This window comes from Neobacillus muris, assembly GCF_943193175.1.
Taxonomy (GTDB): Bacteria; Bacillota; Bacilli; order Bacillales; family Cytobacillaceae; genus Neobacillus; species Neobacillus muris.
The window spans coordinates 25,212-40,488 of the sequence record NZ_CALPDF010000017.1 but is presented as its reverse complement, the minus strand read 5'-3'; the positions used below and the strand labels follow the sequence as shown (position 1 = coordinate 40,488).

Here is a 15,277-nt window from a genome sequence, read left to right as displayed (position 1 = left end):
TGATTGGTCAAAGCACTTATTCAATCTGAGTAAGTGCTTTTTTGTTTTAAAAAAAGCAAAAGCCATTCCTCGTTGAATGGCTCTGCATTTTAAAGAGAGTACCTTTTTATTTTTAATTAAAGATAGCATTCTCAAAGTATTGCTTCGCTGTTTTTATTCCATCAACCAGTAAATCAATGTCTTTTTCTGTATTGTAAAGATAGAAGCTGGCCCTGGCCGTTGCGGATACATTTAACCACTTCATTAACGGCTGGCAGCAATGGTGTCCAGCCCGAATGGCAATTCCCTGTGAATCTAAAACGGTTGCCAAGTCGTGCGGGTGTACATTGTCGACATTAAATGTAATTAAACCGCTTCTTTGTTCAAGCTGGCTGGGACCATAAATAGAGATTCCTTCGATATTTGATAATTGGTCCAATGCATATTTGATTAAATTTTCTTCATGAAGCCGAATTTGATCTAGTCCATACTGCTCCAAAAAATCGATGGCCGCAGCCAACCCGATGGCTCCTGCAATAATGGGAGTTCCGCCTTCAAACTTCCAAGGAAGCTCCTTCCACGTCGAATCATAGAGGCCGACAAAATCAATCATTTCTCCACCATATTCATAAGGAATCATTTCTTCTAATAGATTTCTTTTGCCGTATAAAACCCCAATGCCAGTCGGACCCGCCATTTTATGCCCGGAGAACGCCAAAAAGTCACAATCAAGGTCTTGGACGTCTACTTTAAGGTGAGGGGCGCTTTGAGCGGCGTCCACGCAAATGATGGCACCACGCTGGTGAGCGAGTTCGGCTATTTTTTTTATGGGATTTATCGTTCCTAAAACATTCGACACATGCGTGATGGAAACGAATTTGGTATTGGTTGTAATTGCTTTTTCTACGATTTGAAGGTCGAGTGTGCCGTCTGGAGATAATGGAATGTATCTTAGGACGGCCCCTGTCTTCTTTGCGGCCTGCTGCCAAGGAATCAAATTGCTGTGATGCTCCATTTGAGTAATTAAAATTTCATCGCCTTCTTTTAAAAACTCCCGTGCATAGCACTGGGCAACCAGGTTTAATGAAGCCGTTGTTCCTCTTGTGAAAATAACCTCAGCCGATTCCTTGGCATTGATAAAGGTCTTTACTTTCTCCCGTGCGCCTTCGTAGGCATCTGTCGCTTTTGTTCCTAACGTATGAACGCCTCTATGAACGTTTGAATTAATATTTTTATAATAGTCTTCTAATGCAGCAATGACAGACTTAGGTTTTTGTGAAGTAGCGGAGCTGTCAAGATATACCAATGGATGGCCGTTTACATGTTGATTCAATATGGGGAAATAATCCTTGATTTCATTTAAGTTCATGCTTTCAATCTCCCTTAATTAAAAAAATGAGAATCTATAGCCTTATTCTGACAGTAATTTAGGTATAATACAAATATAATTAATATTATAAAATCATAATAAAAAAATTATGGAAGTGAAAAAGATGAATACGAATCACTTGGCTTTACTTAAAAAAGTCATCCATACAGGAAGCATCAGCCAGGTGGCCAAGGAAATTCATGTCAGTCAGCCAGCTATCTCGATGATGCTAAAAAGGCTGGAACAAGAGGTTGGGGTTCCATTGTATACGATGGTGGGAAGAATGATTACCCCGACAGATGCTGGCCTCACATTATTGGAATATGCTGAATCGATGCTTTCATTAGAGGAGCAAATCTATCGGGCAATGGAAGAGTTTCAAGAAGGGAGCCGTGGCAGGATTGTGGTAGGCACCTCGCAAGTAGTGGGCACATACTTATTGCCAAAGATCATCCTTGGCTTTAATGAAAACCATTCAAATATCACGGTTGACTTGGAAATAAGAGATGATGAGGAAATTGAGGAGCTGGTGAGGCTGGGAACGATCGATATTGGCATCACATTAACACCGCCGGAAGACCATTTTTCATTAAGGATTAGGAAGGTTTCCGACGATCAACTAATTGGAATTCAACCGGCATACTCAATGCAATCAGATACGGTATTCCTTCCTGCTGACATTCCTTTATCCATGTATGCTCAAATAGGTCAGCCGACTAAGAGAATCTTTTCAACGGAAGCGGTTAAACAATTTGTGATGGGGGGGATGGGCTGTGGCGTCGTATTAAAATCTTCTGTGGAAATGGAAGAATCATGTGGCAGGTTACAGTTTTGGGATGGTTATGTCCCATCTCCGGTTACGACAAACGTGATCACCCGCCCAGCTGAACGGCTTTCTAAAAGTGTTTGGTTCTTTTTAAATCATTTAGCTGAAAACTGAAGGTCATAATGAATGAAATAAATCTTAAAAGAGGCTGTCAAAAAACAAAGAGGCTTGACACCACGCCGTGATATAATAATGGTATTTTGAAAAAAACCGTTCTATCTATTGGCATGGAGTCAGACCCCTTAATGGACAGCCTCTTTTGATTTTTTTCAGCCCTTCATTATTGCTTTTAATGTACCTTAATCCAGGTCAATAACCTTATGATTTGGAATGGGTCATTCCATGAAATAAGGAAACTAAGCATGAAAAACACGGCAACAGCCATAAATTTCATTTTTCCTTGTTCCTTTTTGAACATGGCGCCAAAACTTATGATTAATCCAATAAACATGATAACAAAGCCTGTAGCCATTAGCGGCTCTATATAGGGTGTAAAAATATATGATGCACCGAGGAACAGTCCGCCAATTATTGCGAATAGAATTGATAATTTACTAAGCAACTTGAAATGGCACCTCTTTTTTTACCTAAATTATACCATTTCTATTAGAGAAGGCCAATAATGACATGGCTTAGTGAACGGCTTTGTGTTTCAGGGTTGTACCATTAAGTTTTTTGAAAATAAAAGTTCTTTTACATAGTTTCTTGATGAGTAGTTTTCTTGACGGCCATTGCCTTGGGGAGTATCATGGTTACGAAAAAACCTTTGGTTATTAAAAGTTACTTGGTATTTAAAAAGCCGATTTAGGTAATCTCTCGGCTATGCTTGAAGGCGCATCTCCATCCAATTGGAATCTTAGCAGGATATAGGGAAATAATTTGCCTATTAACAGGCCAATCATAATAATGGCTAAAGATTTGATCACAAACCGCCGATGGTCAATGAAAGGAGAATTTTCCTTGAATGAGAAAAAACAGGTTGGAGAAAAAGCTGCAGATTTTGTCAAAGACGGTATGGTCGTAGGACTCGGCACAGGTTCTACGGTCTATTATACCCTTCTTAAACTAGGAACGTTTGTCCAACAAGGTTTATCGATAAGAGGTATTCCTTCCTCCATTCAAACAGAAAAATTAGCTTTAGAACTAGGCATCCCATTGGTTTCATTTGATGAAATAGAGCAAATTGACGTGGCGATAGACGGTGCTGACGAAGTGAGCAGTGATTTGAATCTAATAAAAGGCGGCGGTGGAGCTCTGTTGCGAGAGAAAATAATCGCCAAAGCAGCGAAGACATTTATTGTGGCCGCCGATTCTAAAAAAATGGTGAATCAATTGGGCTCCTTCCCGCTTCCAGTTGAAGTTCTGCCTTTTGGAGTAGAGATGACAAGCAAATATATTCAAGAACTTGGGGGAAGCACCAAGCTGCGGCAAAAAGACGGCATTCCTTATTTGACGGATAACGGTCATTATATTGTGGACTGCAGCTTCCAGGATCTTACTCATCCAGAAGTTTTAGAAAAAGACCTGAATCTAATCCCTGGCGTTATCGATAATGGTCTGTTTGTTGGAATGGCCGATATTGTCATTACCATGAATGCAAATCAGCAAATTGACATTAATTTGCGAAAATAACAAGGCTTCCGAAGTGGGACAATAATCGGTAGTTTGCCTTAAGTGATTTTTAATTATGAGGGAGAAATAAACATGGAATCAATGACCTTTGTGTTATTTGGAGCAACGGGTGATTTGGCGAAAAGGAAAATTTACCCCGCTCTTTATAATTTATACCTAGATAACAAGCTGCCCCAACCGATATCGATTATTGGACTGGGAAGAGGCAATTTATCTCATGAAGATTTTCAAGAAAAAGTGAAACAATCTGTACTGGAGTTTTCCCGCCGTTTAGAACATGAGGCTAGTGAAATGGGTGACTTTCTAGAGGTATTTCGTTTCAGTACTTTAAATGTAAACAAGCCAGAAGATTATCTAAAGCTGCTGGAGCTAGTTCAGCAACGAGAAGGCGAATGCCAAATTTCAGAAAATCGGTTGTTTTATCTGTCAGTTGCACCTGAATTTTTCGATATCATTGCCTTAAATATAAAAAATAGCGGACTTGGCACAACGAAAGGATGGAAACGATTAATTATCGAAAAGCCTTTTGGCCACGATCTTCAATCGGCCCGTGAGCTTAATGAAAAACTTAGCAGGGCATTCGATGAGGAAGAGATTTATCGCATTGACCATTATTTAGGCAAGCCAATGGTACAGAACCTGGAAGCCTTAGAGTTTGCCAATCCAGTCCTCCAATCAATCTGGAACAAAGACCATATTGCCAATGTTCAAATCACAGCAAGTGAAACAGTGGGCGTAGAACAAAGAGCAGGCTATTACGATCAGGCTGGAGCGATTCGTGACATGGTGCAAAACCATATGCTGCAAATGCTGATGATGACCGCCATGAACCTGCCATATAAGATTAATGCAACTGAAATTCGCAATGAAAAACGAAAAGTGATGGAAGCCCTTCGTCCGGTTACAAAGGAAGATGTTCCATCCCAAATCGTTCGCGGACAGTATGTTTCGGGTGAAATGAATGGAAAGCTGATGCCTGGTTACAGGGATGAGCCTGGAGTAAAACCAGCCTCTCAAACCGATACTTTTGTGGCTGCCCGTTTGTGGATTGATAATCCTTTTTGGAGTGGAGTTCCCTTCTATATAAGAACAGGAAAAAGAATGAAAGAAAAGTCCACCCGAATCGTCATTGAATTTAAGAATACCTTAAAGCTTCTTTATAACAAAGGGCAAAAAGTAGAACCCAATTTATTGATTATCGAAATAAGTCCAGATGAAAATGTCACTTTACAATTGAATGGGAAAAATCCATTGAATGGAAAAATAGAACCTGTAAGAATCAGTTTTTCATGTGAAATGACAGAACGGACTGGCTTAGGGGTGCCAGAGGCTTATGAAAGACTGATTTATGATGCGCTTATAGGTGATTCAACCTTCTTTGCCCATTGGAAAGAGGTTGAATTGTCATGGCAATGGGTACAGCCAATCCTCGAGGCATTTGAGGAAAATGCGCTTCCGCTTCATGAATACGAATCCGGTTCATATGGACCGCATTCCGCCGAACTTTTGCTGGCGGAAAATGGATTTACCTGGTGGCTGGATAAAAAAACGGAAGAAAACATGGAAACAACAGACCAGAAGTAACGAAAGCCAAGGAGGAAAAAGAAATGTCCCAAAATATTGAGAACTTAGCAGTGACAACCATTCGCACCTTGTCCATTGATGCAGTGAATGCGGCCAATTCTGGCCATCCGGGTCTGCCGATGGGGGCGGCGCCAATGGCTTACGCCCTATGGGCAAACCATTTAAATCATAATCCTCAAAATCCCAAGTGGTTTAACCGTGATCGATTTGTTTTATCAGCAGGGCATGGCTCCAGTTTACTGTACAGTTTGCTGCACTTATTCGGATATGATGTTTCCGTTGATGATTTAAAAAGCTTTAGAAAATTAAATAGCAAAACACCGGGACATCCTGAATTCGGCTATACCTCTGGTGTAGAAGCGACGACCGGTCCATTAGGACAGGGCATTGCCAATGCTGTCGGGATGGCGATGGCGGAAGCTCATTTGGCAGCTAAATTTAATAAACAAGGCTTTCCAGTGATAGACCATCATACCTATGCATTAGTAGGAGACGGCGACCTTATGGAAGGCATTTCCTATGAAGCCATGTCTATGGCGGGCCATATGAAGCTGGGTAAGCTGGTTGTACTATATGATTCCAATGATATCTCACTTGACGGCGAATTGAACGTCTCCTTCTCTGAGGATGTTAAGAAAAGAACAGAGTCCGCTCATTGGCAGTATATAAGAGTAGAGGATGGCAACGATATCGAAGCGATTACAAAAGCGATCCAATCAGCAAAAGAAAATACGGATCAGCCAAGTTTAATCGAAATCAGAACAATCATCGGATATGGAAGCCCGAAAGTTGCAGGATCCAATAAGGCCCATGGTGCACCGCTTGGGGCAGAAGAGGGGAAAGCAACAAAACAAGCCTATAATTGGCTCTATGAAGAGGACTTTTACGTTCCCGATGAGGTTAAAGGCCATTTCGAGCAATTAAAGCGTAAAGGGATCGAGGCTGAACAAGGCTGGAGCCAATTATTTGATTCTTATCAAAAAGAGCATCCAGATATGGCAGAACAGTTAACCACTGCGATTTCCGGAAAATTATTCATCGACGTGAATGATATTTTAACTTTCGATACAGGAAAAGCCGTATCCACTCGGGTGGCTAGCGGTGAAGCGATCAACCATTTTGTCAAATCTGTTCCAGCCATATTTGGCGGAAGTGCAGACCTTTCCCATTCCACCATGACAGAAATCAAAGGGGAACAAATCTTCGCAGTTGAGTCTTACGGTGCACGTAACGTTTATTTTGGCGTCCGTGAGCATGCAATGGGTGCTGCAGCAAACGGCATGGCTTATCACGGCGGCTTAAAGCCATTTGTCAGCACGTTCTTTGTTTTCAATGATTATTTGCGTCCTTCAATCCGTTTAGCGGCTTTATCAAAGCTTCCGGTCATTTATGTGTTCACACATGATTCCATTGCAGTCGGAGAAGATGGACCAACACATGAGCCGGTGGAACACTTGGCTGCTCTTCGTGCCATCCCTGGCCTTACAGTCATCAGGCCAACGGATGCCAATGAAACGGCAAGCGCTTGGGCATATGCACTCAAACAAGCAGAAGGACCAGTCGCCTTAGTATTAAGCCGTCAAAACCTGCCAGTTTTTAATGAAACAAAAGCAAATCTTGACGATGTATCGAAGGGTGCCTATGTATTGACAGAAACCAATTCAAATCCTGATGTCATCTTAATGGCAACAGGTTCTGAAGTCTCATTGGCTGCAGATGCAAAAACAGAATTGGAAAAAGAAAATATTGCTGTCCGTATCGTTGCCATGCCAAGCTGGGAGCTATTCGAAAAGCAGCCGGATGAATATAGAGAGGCTGTGCTTCCATCTTCAATGACAAAACGTGTAGCAATCGAAATGGGGATCCGATTAGGCTGGGAACGGTTTGTCGGTTCTGAAGGCAAGATATTATCAATTGAGTCATTCGGCGCTTCCGGTGACGGCGGTTCCGTGATGAAGCATTTTGGTTTTACGTCAGAAAATGTTGTAAATTTAGCCAAAATGGTTTTAAATAAGTAATAGTTGGAGGAATTGACCATGAAAGTAGGATTAATCGGCCTGGGGAAAATGGGTTTTAACCTGGGACAAAATCTAATGGAGCACAACCATGAAGTAGTAGCGTTCGATGTGAACCCGAATGCTGTCGAAGAAATGAAAACGCATGGAGCACAAGGCGTTGCTAGCCTAAAAGAACTTGTCCAATCTTTGGAACAGCCCAGAGTGCTTTGGATTATGGTCCCGCACGCTGTAGTAGATTCGGTTATTGGAGAAATTCTTCCATTTCTGAATGAAGGCGATATTGTTATTGAAGCAGGCAACTCTCATTATAAAGAATCAATCCAACGATATAACGAGTTGAAAGAAGTTGGTGTTCGATTCATGGATGCGGGAACTTCTGGCGGTATGGAGGGCGCTCGTTACGGTGCGTGCTATATGGTTGGCGGTGATCCAGAAGCATGGGAAATTGTCGAACCAATTTTTAGAGATACTGCCGTTGAAAATGGTTATCTCTATGCAGGCAAAGCCGGCAGCGGCCACTTCCTCAAAATGGTTCATAACGGGATCGAATATGCCATGATGGCAGCGATAGGAGAAGGCTTTGAAGTCCTTGAGAAAAGTGACTTCAATTATGATTATGAAAAAGTAGCCAAGGTTTGGAATAACGGATCTGTTATTCGTTCATGGCTGATGGAGTTAACTGAAAATGCTTTTTCCAAATATCCTCATTTGGATGAAATTAAAGGGATTATGCATTCTTCAGGAGAGGGCAAATGGACAGTTGAAACAGCTCTTGATCTTCAAACCGCAACTCCAGTTATTGCCTTGGCATTATTGATGCGTTATCGTTCTTTAGAAAATGACACCTTCACAGGTAAAGTGGTAGCCGCATTAAGAAATGAATTTGGCGGACATGCTGTCGTGAAATCAGACAAATAATAGAAACCGGAGGAAAGCATCATGAAATTTTTTATTGACACAGCTAATTTGGATGACATTAAAAAAGCCTATAAAATCGGAGTTTTGTCAGGCGTTACCACCAATCCATCTTTGGTCGCAAAGGAAGGGGTTAAATTTGAAGATCGGATTTCAGAAATCTTAAATACCGTTCCTGAAGTGGAATCAGTATCTGCTGAAGTAACTCCAAATGCTTTGACAGCCGAACAAATGATTGCTGAAGCAAACGAACTCATCAAAATCAATGGGGGAGATGAAAAGATCACCATTAAACTCCCAATGACATTAGAAGGTTTAGAGGCATGCCGCTATCTTACCAAAAAAGGGGTAAAAACAAACGTAACACTTATATTTACAGTAAACCAAGCTCTATTGGCAGCGCGCGCTGGAGCAACGTATGTTTCTCCATTCTTGGGACGTTTGGATGATATTAGTGAAGATGGTGTTCAGCTTGTGGCAAAAATCGCTGAATTATTCCGTATCCAGAACTTAGATTCACAAATCATCGCTGCTTCTGTTCGTCATCCAGACCATGTGACTCGCGTAGCCATGGCCGGTGCACACATAGCCACTATTCCTTTTAAAGTAATTGAACAATTATCTAAACACCCGTTAACCGACCAAGGTATTGAAAAATTTGCGGCAGATTGGAAAAATGCCTAATAACCCTTTTTCGATTTTCTAAAATACAAACACCCTTATCTGAAGAAGATAAGGGTGTTTTCGTTAGTGATCGTGCAGCGATTCTTTATGGTCTTTCATCCAGCTAATGGCCCACTTGCTTATTGGACCTAAAATTTTTCCGAGCTCATATCCTTTTTGCGTTAAGACATATTCCGTTCTGACAGGGCGTTCAGGGATCACATGGCGCAATACAATCCCGTGTTCCTCTAATTCTTTCATTCTTTCAGTGAGCATACGTTTGCTAAGATCAGGGATTAACGCATTAATTTCACTAAAACGCTTCGGCCCGCTCAACAGCACATAGATGATTAAAGCTGTCCATCTTTTCCCTATTAATTCAAACGTTTTTTCAACCTCCGGGCAAAGATTTATTTCCTCTGCCATCATGACACTCCCTTTTGTTTCTTTTTCTGCTTCGGGCATTATTAATTCCTTATATATTTATTGTAACCGTTTTATGCCCTCTAAAAAAGGGAATTTCATAAATTCATAAAGAAGACACATTTATAAATCAAATGGCCGCAAAATTAGAAAAGGGCTGTTTGGACAGCATCGAGACATTTCAACTGCCGCGGTATACTTGATAGCCAAAAGGGGAAACCAACAATGGAACATGATAATGGACATTCTTGTTTGCAAGACCGAAGCGGACAGGTATTTTGTCTAAAAAAAGGGGATGGTGAAGGTCTATGTTATTCCCCCGATAATAATTCCCAATGTGAAAAAGGAGTTCATAGTTCCCTATTTTCATTTCAGCCTCCGTGAGAAGGGGGTGATCCAGCCGTCCGTCTGCATTCGTAACTGCTGTTTTTATGTGCTTCCATTCCAAAGAGTGATCTTCCTGAAAATATAGATCAATTGTTACGTTAGCGGCAGGAATACCATGAGTCAAATCCAGTACATGTGTCGTTAATCCAGTCATTTTTATTCCCACATCCATTAAATGATTTTGGTAAACGGTGCTGCTTTATTTTCATCCAAATTCTTATTTGACGGTTCACCCGTAAATTCCTCCACGTTATAATCATAGAAGTTTTTCAAAATGATCTCCCGGTCGTCGAGAAATAGCTGATCTGCTACAGCAGACGCAAGCTTTGGTATCGCAAATCTCATTCCGGAGAGGGCAGAGGCTGATAGCCCGCAGCTGATTAAAGCCGAATAATTGAAGGCAAATATACCGTGCAGCAATTTTTTCCCTTCATCCTCTTGGCTTTGAAAAGCAAAACCGGGACTTAAATAGGGATGCGCATCCAGGATCGGGCTTGCGACTTCTTCGGGTGCCTGGTAGAAATCATTCCATCTGGCGATATAGCTTTCAACCAGTTTTAATTCAGGGCGCAATGCAGGGTCGGTAATAAGACCCGTGCTGATTATGAGAAAATCAAAAGTAAATTGCCCTTGCGGCGTCGTAATCTGCGCTCCTTTAGCTGCCGGTTTAACATCAAGCCATGGGGAAGCTAAATGCAGATGAAATCCTGGCCAAGCTGCAGCCCGATGATAGGTGTCATTTGTTGGCGGCTGGTTGTGCTTAAAAAAGTGGGAAATCACCCGATATTTATCAGCATCCGGCAACGAGTGAAACCGCTCAATCATTCCCGAACCTTCCATCTGGCGAATTGGGTTAATCCGCGGCATTTCCTTGCGGCGCACAAATACATGCGCTTCCGATACACCTTCCGACAGGGCAAAATTCGCATTATCAAAAGCAGAAGCACCGCCCCCTAAAATGGCAATCTTCTTGCCTTTTAATTTGGAGAAGTTGATGGATTCTGAGGTATGGGCATAAAGCTGGCGGGGCAGGTTTTCGGAAATCATTGGGGGTACATGCCATTCCCCGCCGCCTTGAATCCCTGTTGCAAGAATGACTTTACGGGCCAGCAGCTTTTCAGAGGGGGCGCCTGCACCTTCAATAAACAAATGATGAATACCTTCGCTGGAAGGTTCAATTAATTTTAATTTCACCTCGTTTATCACAGGGAGGTTAAGGATATTCCGGTACCACCGCAGATAGCTCATCCAGTCGCCGCGAGGGATTTTATCAATCCTTTCCCAGCTGTTTTGGCCGAATTGGGCTTCCCACCAAGAACGAAAGGTAAGTGATGGGATACCTAGATCAATGGAAGTCAAGTGCTTAGGAGTCCTTAACGTCACCATTCGGGCATAGGTCACCCATGGTCCTTCCAAGCCTTCCTGGTTTTCGTCAATCACTAAAATATTGGTTATTCTCTCCCGCATTAACGCAAAAGCGGCACCTAAGCCGCTTTGTCCGCCGCCAACGATAACCACATCATAGACATGGCCATCCGGATGGCTTCGGGGGTGGACCCAATTTTGTCCGCCAAACGCAAGATAGGAAAGATCTTTTTTCACTTGCTCATTTAAAGATTCTAAACTCATGTCCATCATCCTTTTCTCGTTAATGCTTCCTTTTTATTGACGACGAAAAAGTCTCTCCCATTGAAGGGGAAATGTACAATCTCTACTGGCAGATCTTTGTCTCTAAACGCAGCAGGGCAATTTGATAAACTTCGGATAAAGCTCTATTAAACTCCATTTCCTTTGAGTTATGAATTCTCGTTTCCATGCTTTGATAGATCTCATCTTTGTTTTTGCCGCGGACCGCCAAGATAAATGGATATCCGAACTTTTCCATGTACTGCTGATTTAAATGGATAAATTTTTGATTTTCTTCCGGGTTTAAGTTTTGGAGACCAGCCCCTGTTTGTTCCCATTTGGATTGGACTGTCATGTCCACTCGGCCGCCCAAATTGGGGTGGGCTTTTAAAAGAGATAATTTCTCTTCTAAGGTTGCATTCTCCACAATTCGTACCATTTCTGCATGTAACTGCTGTAAGGTGGCAAATGGTTTGGCGGCTTCAGCCTTTTCAGAAATCCAAGGGGAATGTTCAAAAACGCCTTCCGTTATTGACATAAATTCCTCATGGCTGGTCTTATTGATTTGGTCAATTGTATACATTTTGGAAAGTTCCTTTCATAGTTTTGAAGAGGCAGAAAATACACGTTATAAAATGTAACATGTGATGCGCTTATTAGTTACATATTAAAGAAAAATAACTAAACTGTCATTGTGTAAAATAGCTAAAAATTCAGATTAAAATTAGGGAAATTGTATAGCTCACGCTTGTTTAAGACAATGAAAGAGGGTTGCAAATCCATTGATAGTGACACTTAACCATTTAACAATGGCTGTATTCTTAAAGCCATTCTGATTTGCAAAGTGGTTTCTGGATCTTTTAAGCTTTTGCCCAGGATTTCCTCGCACTTTTCAATCCGATAGACAACGGTATTTCGGTGCACGAATAATCTTTTTGCTGTTTCAGAAATCTGGCAATGGGTCTCAAGATAAACAGATAAGGTCTCAAGCAAGGATTGTTCTTCTTCGAGCTTCGTTCCGATGAATCCGCTAAGAGCAAATGTATAAAAATTTTTCAAATCATCACGAGGGATAAGCCTTAATATTTCTATTACGTCTTTTGTCTGGTAGGTTTGAATATATTCTGTCTTCTTTGACCGCTTCCCTTGTGAAAGGGCATCCATTGCTTCCTTTTCCGCATTTTTGATTTGTAAAAAGGAATGGCTTAAATTACTGAGTCCGAATGATACGGTATTGTGATAATATCTCATCACTCTTTTTTGAAGCTGGCCTAAAAGAGACACTGTGTAATTTCCGGGATCCGAAATTTCCTCCGTTATTTCAAATAGAAGGATGCAGGTTCTCCCTTTAGTAAAAAAGTGGACACTTGGAGACAGCTGGGAAACCTCCCCCTCGATAAAATCATAAATATCATCCACTTTTTCATGGTATTTGGTAAATGTGGGAAGATGATCATCGCCATCCACTTTTCCGGCAGCGCAAATGTATTTCTGATCATTTTTTAATGAAAATTCACTCGCTCTCCCGATAATTTCCTCTTGAGTGGTAAAGGTGCCATCTAAAAAATGAAGAAAAAAGTCATTGCGAATGCTCCGGTCTTTTTGTCTAAGCGCATGTTCCTTCATAAGCGTAAATGAAATGACGTTGACGGCTTGCTCGATCGTTAGGTACGCTAAACGATCACTCTGTTCCAAATCCCCCAAAATCAAGAGGTAACCAATTTTCTTTTCACCAATCGGAACTGGGAATATCGTACAGGTTTGTTTCGCAGCCCGCACGGAGAAAGCAATAGATGATGCCTGTGCGGAAGGGAGCGGCAGGCCTTCCAATTGGACTAGCTTGTTTGAATTTCCTCCAGTCTGATAAATCGGCTTAAAATGCTGGTCTAATAATTGCACAGGCTGATGAATTAAACTGGATAGATCTTGAAGCAGCAGCTCAATCCCCTTTCCCCGCAAAATCGTTTTTGTAAACTCCCTATGTGTCTCAAGTACAAGAGCAAGCTCGCCAGCCTGTTTATCTAGAATAGCTTTAAGGGAATGATTGACAACCTCTCCAAGCGATAATTCTAAAGGCAGTTCGATAATCGGAAAGTCCAGCTTATCTGCAAGCTGAATTACTTCCTTGGGCACTTCATGCAAATAACGCCTAGTTTTGATCCCTAATCCGGCACATCCCTGAGCCGCCATGGCATTGATCAGTTCGGCTAAAAGAAGAGGATCATCTTTAAGGTGGTACGCTGTTGTGACAAGGAATTCATTTTGATGTAAAAAATGGATGATATCAGGTGCATCCATCATATTGACCGCTTCCACTTCACGTTCTTTGCCTGCCGAACCGGCGATTAAATTCATTCCTTCCAATTCCGGAATTGTTAACAGCTCATGAACCTTCATGAAAAAACCTCCTCGCGTAAGAAAATATGACATTGAATGTAATTTATTTTTTCATTATTCTAACACATTTTGGTCATTGTGCATAAAAACATTATAAAAATTTTAAATTTTCGCTAATGAAAGTCATTTCGTATCTTTGTAAACTATAAATACACAAATTTGATGGTAAAAAACCATTACATAACTGAATAGGGGGGGATGAGGAGGATGGCCATTCCTGCAAAAAGAAATTTATTGGATGAAGACCAAATAAGCACAATGATTGAATGGCTTGCATCATTTGGCAAAACAGAGGCTGGTGGAGTGACAAGACTGTTATATTCACCAGCCTGGCAAGAGGCGCAGCAAGCATTGAAACATAAAATGGACGAAACCTGCTTGTATACCTATTTTGACAGTGTGGGCAACCTTTTTGGCAGGCTGCCGGGTACGGAACCGAATGGGAAAACAATTTTGACGGGCTCCCATATTGATACGGTAGTGGAAGGCGGGAAATATGACGGTACTTACGGAATCGTCGCCAGTTTCCTGGCTGTGCTCCGCCTATTTCATACCTATGGCTTTCCCCGCAAAACCATTGAAGTTGTCTCTTTATGCGAAGAAGAGGGGAGCCGGTTTCCTTTAACCTTTTGGGGATCAAGAAGTATAAGCGGCGCGTACACTCTCGAACGAGTGAAAGAGGCAAAGGATGAAGCTGGAATCACGTTCTTGGAGGCGATGCATCAGGCTGGATTTGATCCTAAAACGTATACTCCTCCCATTCGACAAGACGTGGAACGGTTTTTGGAAATTCATATTGAACAAGGAATGATTTTGGAAAAGAATCACAAGCAGGTTGGGATTGTGACACACATTGTAGGCCAGCGCCGCTATACCATTGAGCTTAAAGGGGAAAGCAACCACGCTGGGACTACTCCGATGCAGGATCGAAAGGATGCCGTGAGTACGGCTGCACAATTGATTGCATTTTTAACAGATAAGGCAAAGGAAATCGACCCGCTTTTAGTAGCAACCGTTGGGAAGCTGAATGTGAAACCGAATGTATCTAATGTTATTGCCGGTGAGGTTGAATTCAGTTTAGATATCCGGCACCATCAGGAGGCAGTGCTGGACCAATTCTGCAGGGAAATTTTTGCTGAATTTAAACAAGTAACTCTTGGCCTGGATATGGAAGTGCTCATTTCTCAGTGGATGGATGTGAAACCCATTCCAATGGATCAAGAGATGTGTGAACTTGCCAGAGAAATAGCAGAAGCGAAGAACTATCGTTACCAGGACATTGTTAGCGGGGCTGGACATGACTCTCAGGTCTTTGGAGCTATGTGTCCCACTTCTTTATTATTCGTGCCGAGTCAGAATGGAATAAGCCATTCCCCGAAAGAATTTACAAGTTTAGAAGATTTGGATGCAGGAATTGATTTATTAACTGAAGTATTATATCGATTAGCCTATTAAAGG

At 41.7% G+C, this 15,277-nt stretch carries 14 protein-coding genes; 7 read left to right on the top strand and 7 right to left on the bottom strand.

The features are described from left to right. Window positions 1-112 precede the first annotated feature (112 nt). Entirely contained in the window at window positions 113-1,348 is a 1,236-nt protein-coding gene (locus NFS43_RS12790) for a cysteine desulfurase (RefSeq protein ID WP_251552063.1), read from the bottom strand. A gap of 124 nt (window positions 1,349-1,472) precedes the next feature. Between NFS43_RS12790 and NFS43_RS12785 the strand changes: the two genes are divergently transcribed. Next, a complete protein-coding gene (locus tag NFS43_RS12785; RefSeq protein WP_251552062.1) occupies window positions 1,473-2,288 on the top strand; it encodes a LysR family transcriptional regulator in 816 nt (271 codons plus the stop codon). A gap of 175 nt (window positions 2,289-2,463) precedes the next feature. Here the strand turns inward: NFS43_RS12785 and NFS43_RS12780 are convergent, their stop codons facing one another. Beyond that, window positions 2,464-2,736 (bottom strand): hypothetical protein, encoded by a 273-nt coding sequence (locus NFS43_RS12780; protein WP_251552061.1) that lies wholly within the window; start codon window positions 2,734-2,736, stop codon window positions 2,464-2,466. Window positions 2,737-3,134: 398 nt separating this feature from the next. Here NFS43_RS12780 and rpiA point away from each other — a divergent pair, with 398 nt between their 5' ends. The 5 genes from rpiA (at window position 3,135) to fsa (ending at window position 9,007) form a co-directional block, all read left to right on the top strand. Beyond that, entirely contained in the window at window positions 3,135-3,806 is a 672-nt protein-coding gene (rpiA, locus tag NFS43_RS12775; protein WP_251552060.1) for a ribose-5-phosphate isomerase RpiA, read from the top strand. Between the two features lie 72 nt (window positions 3,807-3,878). Then, entirely contained in the window at window positions 3,879-5,390 is a 1,512-nt protein-coding gene (gene zwf / locus NFS43_RS12770; protein ID WP_251552059.1) for a glucose-6-phosphate dehydrogenase, read from the top strand. Window positions 5,391-5,413: 23 nt separating this feature from the next. Further along, window positions 5,414-7,408, top strand: a complete 1,995-nt coding sequence (gene tkt / locus NFS43_RS12765) for a transketolase (protein ID WP_251552058.1) — start codon at window positions 5,414-5,416, stop codon at window positions 7,406-7,408. A gap of 18 nt (window positions 7,409-7,426) precedes the next feature. Then, window positions 7,427-8,326, top strand: coding sequence for a phosphogluconate dehydrogenase (NAD(+)-dependent, decarboxylating) (gene gnd, locus NFS43_RS12760; RefSeq protein WP_251552057.1), 900 nt, complete (start codon window positions 7,427-7,429; stop codon window positions 8,324-8,326). Window positions 8,327-8,347: 21 nt separating this feature from the next. Then, entirely contained in the window at window positions 8,348-9,007 is a 660-nt protein-coding gene (gene fsa, locus NFS43_RS12755) for a fructose-6-phosphate aldolase (RefSeq protein WP_251552056.1), read from the top strand. Between the two features lie 63 nt (window positions 9,008-9,070). On the opposite strand, the gene NFS43_RS12750 is transcribed toward fsa, so the two are convergent. The 5 genes from NFS43_RS12750 to NFS43_RS12730 form a co-directional block, all read right to left on the bottom strand. Further along, entirely contained in the window at window positions 9,071-9,412 is a 342-nt protein-coding gene (locus NFS43_RS12750; RefSeq protein ID WP_251552102.1) for a winged helix-turn-helix transcriptional regulator, read from the bottom strand. A gap of 178 nt (window positions 9,413-9,590) precedes the next feature. Next, the gene (gene uraH / locus NFS43_RS12745) at window positions 9,591-9,950 is read right to left on the bottom strand and encodes a hydroxyisourate hydrolase (protein ID WP_251552055.1); all 360 of its coding nucleotides are present in this window, start codon (window positions 9,948-9,950) and stop codon (window positions 9,591-9,593) included. Window positions 9,951-9,967: 17 nt separating this feature from the next. Beyond that, the gene (locus tag NFS43_RS12740) at window positions 9,968-11,425 is read right to left on the bottom strand and encodes an NAD(P)-binding domain-containing protein (protein WP_251552054.1); all 1,458 of its coding nucleotides are present in this window, start codon (window positions 11,423-11,425) and stop codon (window positions 9,968-9,970) included. Window positions 11,426-11,507: 82 nt separating this feature from the next. After that, window positions 11,508-12,005: a 2-oxo-4-hydroxy-4-carboxy-5-ureidoimidazoline decarboxylase gene (gene uraD, locus NFS43_RS12735; RefSeq protein WP_251552053.1), complete on the bottom strand. Its 498-nt coding sequence runs from the start codon at window positions 12,003-12,005 to the stop codon at window positions 11,508-11,510. 212 nt (window positions 12,006-12,217) lie between these two features. Further along, window positions 12,218-13,819: a PucR family transcriptional regulator gene (locus NFS43_RS12730; RefSeq protein WP_251552052.1), complete on the bottom strand. Its 1,602-nt coding sequence runs from the start codon at window positions 13,817-13,819 to the stop codon at window positions 12,218-12,220. Window positions 13,820-14,026: 207 nt separating this feature from the next. Here NFS43_RS12730 and allC point away from each other — a divergent pair, with 207 nt between their 5' ends. Further along, window positions 14,027-15,274 (top strand): allantoate deiminase, encoded by a 1,248-nt coding sequence (allC, locus tag NFS43_RS12725; RefSeq protein ID WP_251552051.1) that lies wholly within the window; start codon window positions 14,027-14,029, stop codon window positions 15,272-15,274. Window positions 15,275-15,277 lie beyond the last annotated feature (3 nt).

Excerpts from the sequence above, each read along its gene's own strand:
- NFS43_RS12740 (WP_251552054.1), bottom strand. The coding sequence starts at position 11,425 with ATGAGTTTAGAATCTTTAAATGAGCAAGTGAAAAAAGATCTTTCCTAT.
- tkt (WP_251552058.1), top strand. The coding sequence starts at position 5,414 with ATGTCCCAAAATATTGAGAACTTAGCAGTGACAACCATTCGCACCTTG.
- NFS43_RS12730 (WP_251552052.1), bottom strand. The coding sequence starts at position 13,819 with ATGAAGGTTCATGAGCTGTTAACAATTCCGGAATTGGAAGGAATGAAT.
- allC (WP_251552051.1), top strand. The coding sequence starts at position 14,027 with ATGGCCATTCCTGCAAAAAGAAATTTATTGGATGAAGACCAAATAAGC.
- zwf (WP_251552059.1), top strand. The coding sequence starts at position 3,879 with ATGGAATCAATGACCTTTGTGTTATTTGGAGCAACGGGTGATTTGGCG.
- gnd (WP_251552057.1), top strand. The coding sequence starts at position 7,427 with ATGAAAGTAGGATTAATCGGCCTGGGGAAAATGGGTTTTAACCTGGGA.
- NFS43_RS12750 (WP_251552102.1), bottom strand. The coding sequence starts at position 9,412 with ATGGCAGAGGAAATAAATCTTTGCCCGGAGGTTGAAAAAACGTTTGAA.
- uraH (WP_251552055.1), bottom strand. The coding sequence starts at position 9,950 with ATGACTGGATTAACGACACATGTACTGGATTTGACTCATGGTATTCCT.
- NFS43_RS12790 (WP_251552063.1), bottom strand. The coding sequence starts at position 1,348 with ATGAACTTAAATGAAATCAAGGATTATTTCCCCATATTGAATCAACAT.
- uraD (WP_251552053.1), bottom strand. The coding sequence starts at position 12,005 with ATGTATACAATTGACCAAATCAATAAGACCAGCCATGAGGAATTTATG.
- fsa (WP_251552056.1), top strand. The coding sequence starts at position 8,348 with ATGAAATTTTTTATTGACACAGCTAATTTGGATGACATTAAAAAAGCC.
- NFS43_RS12785 (WP_251552062.1), top strand. The coding sequence starts at position 1,473 with ATGAATACGAATCACTTGGCTTTACTTAAAAAAGTCATCCATACAGGA.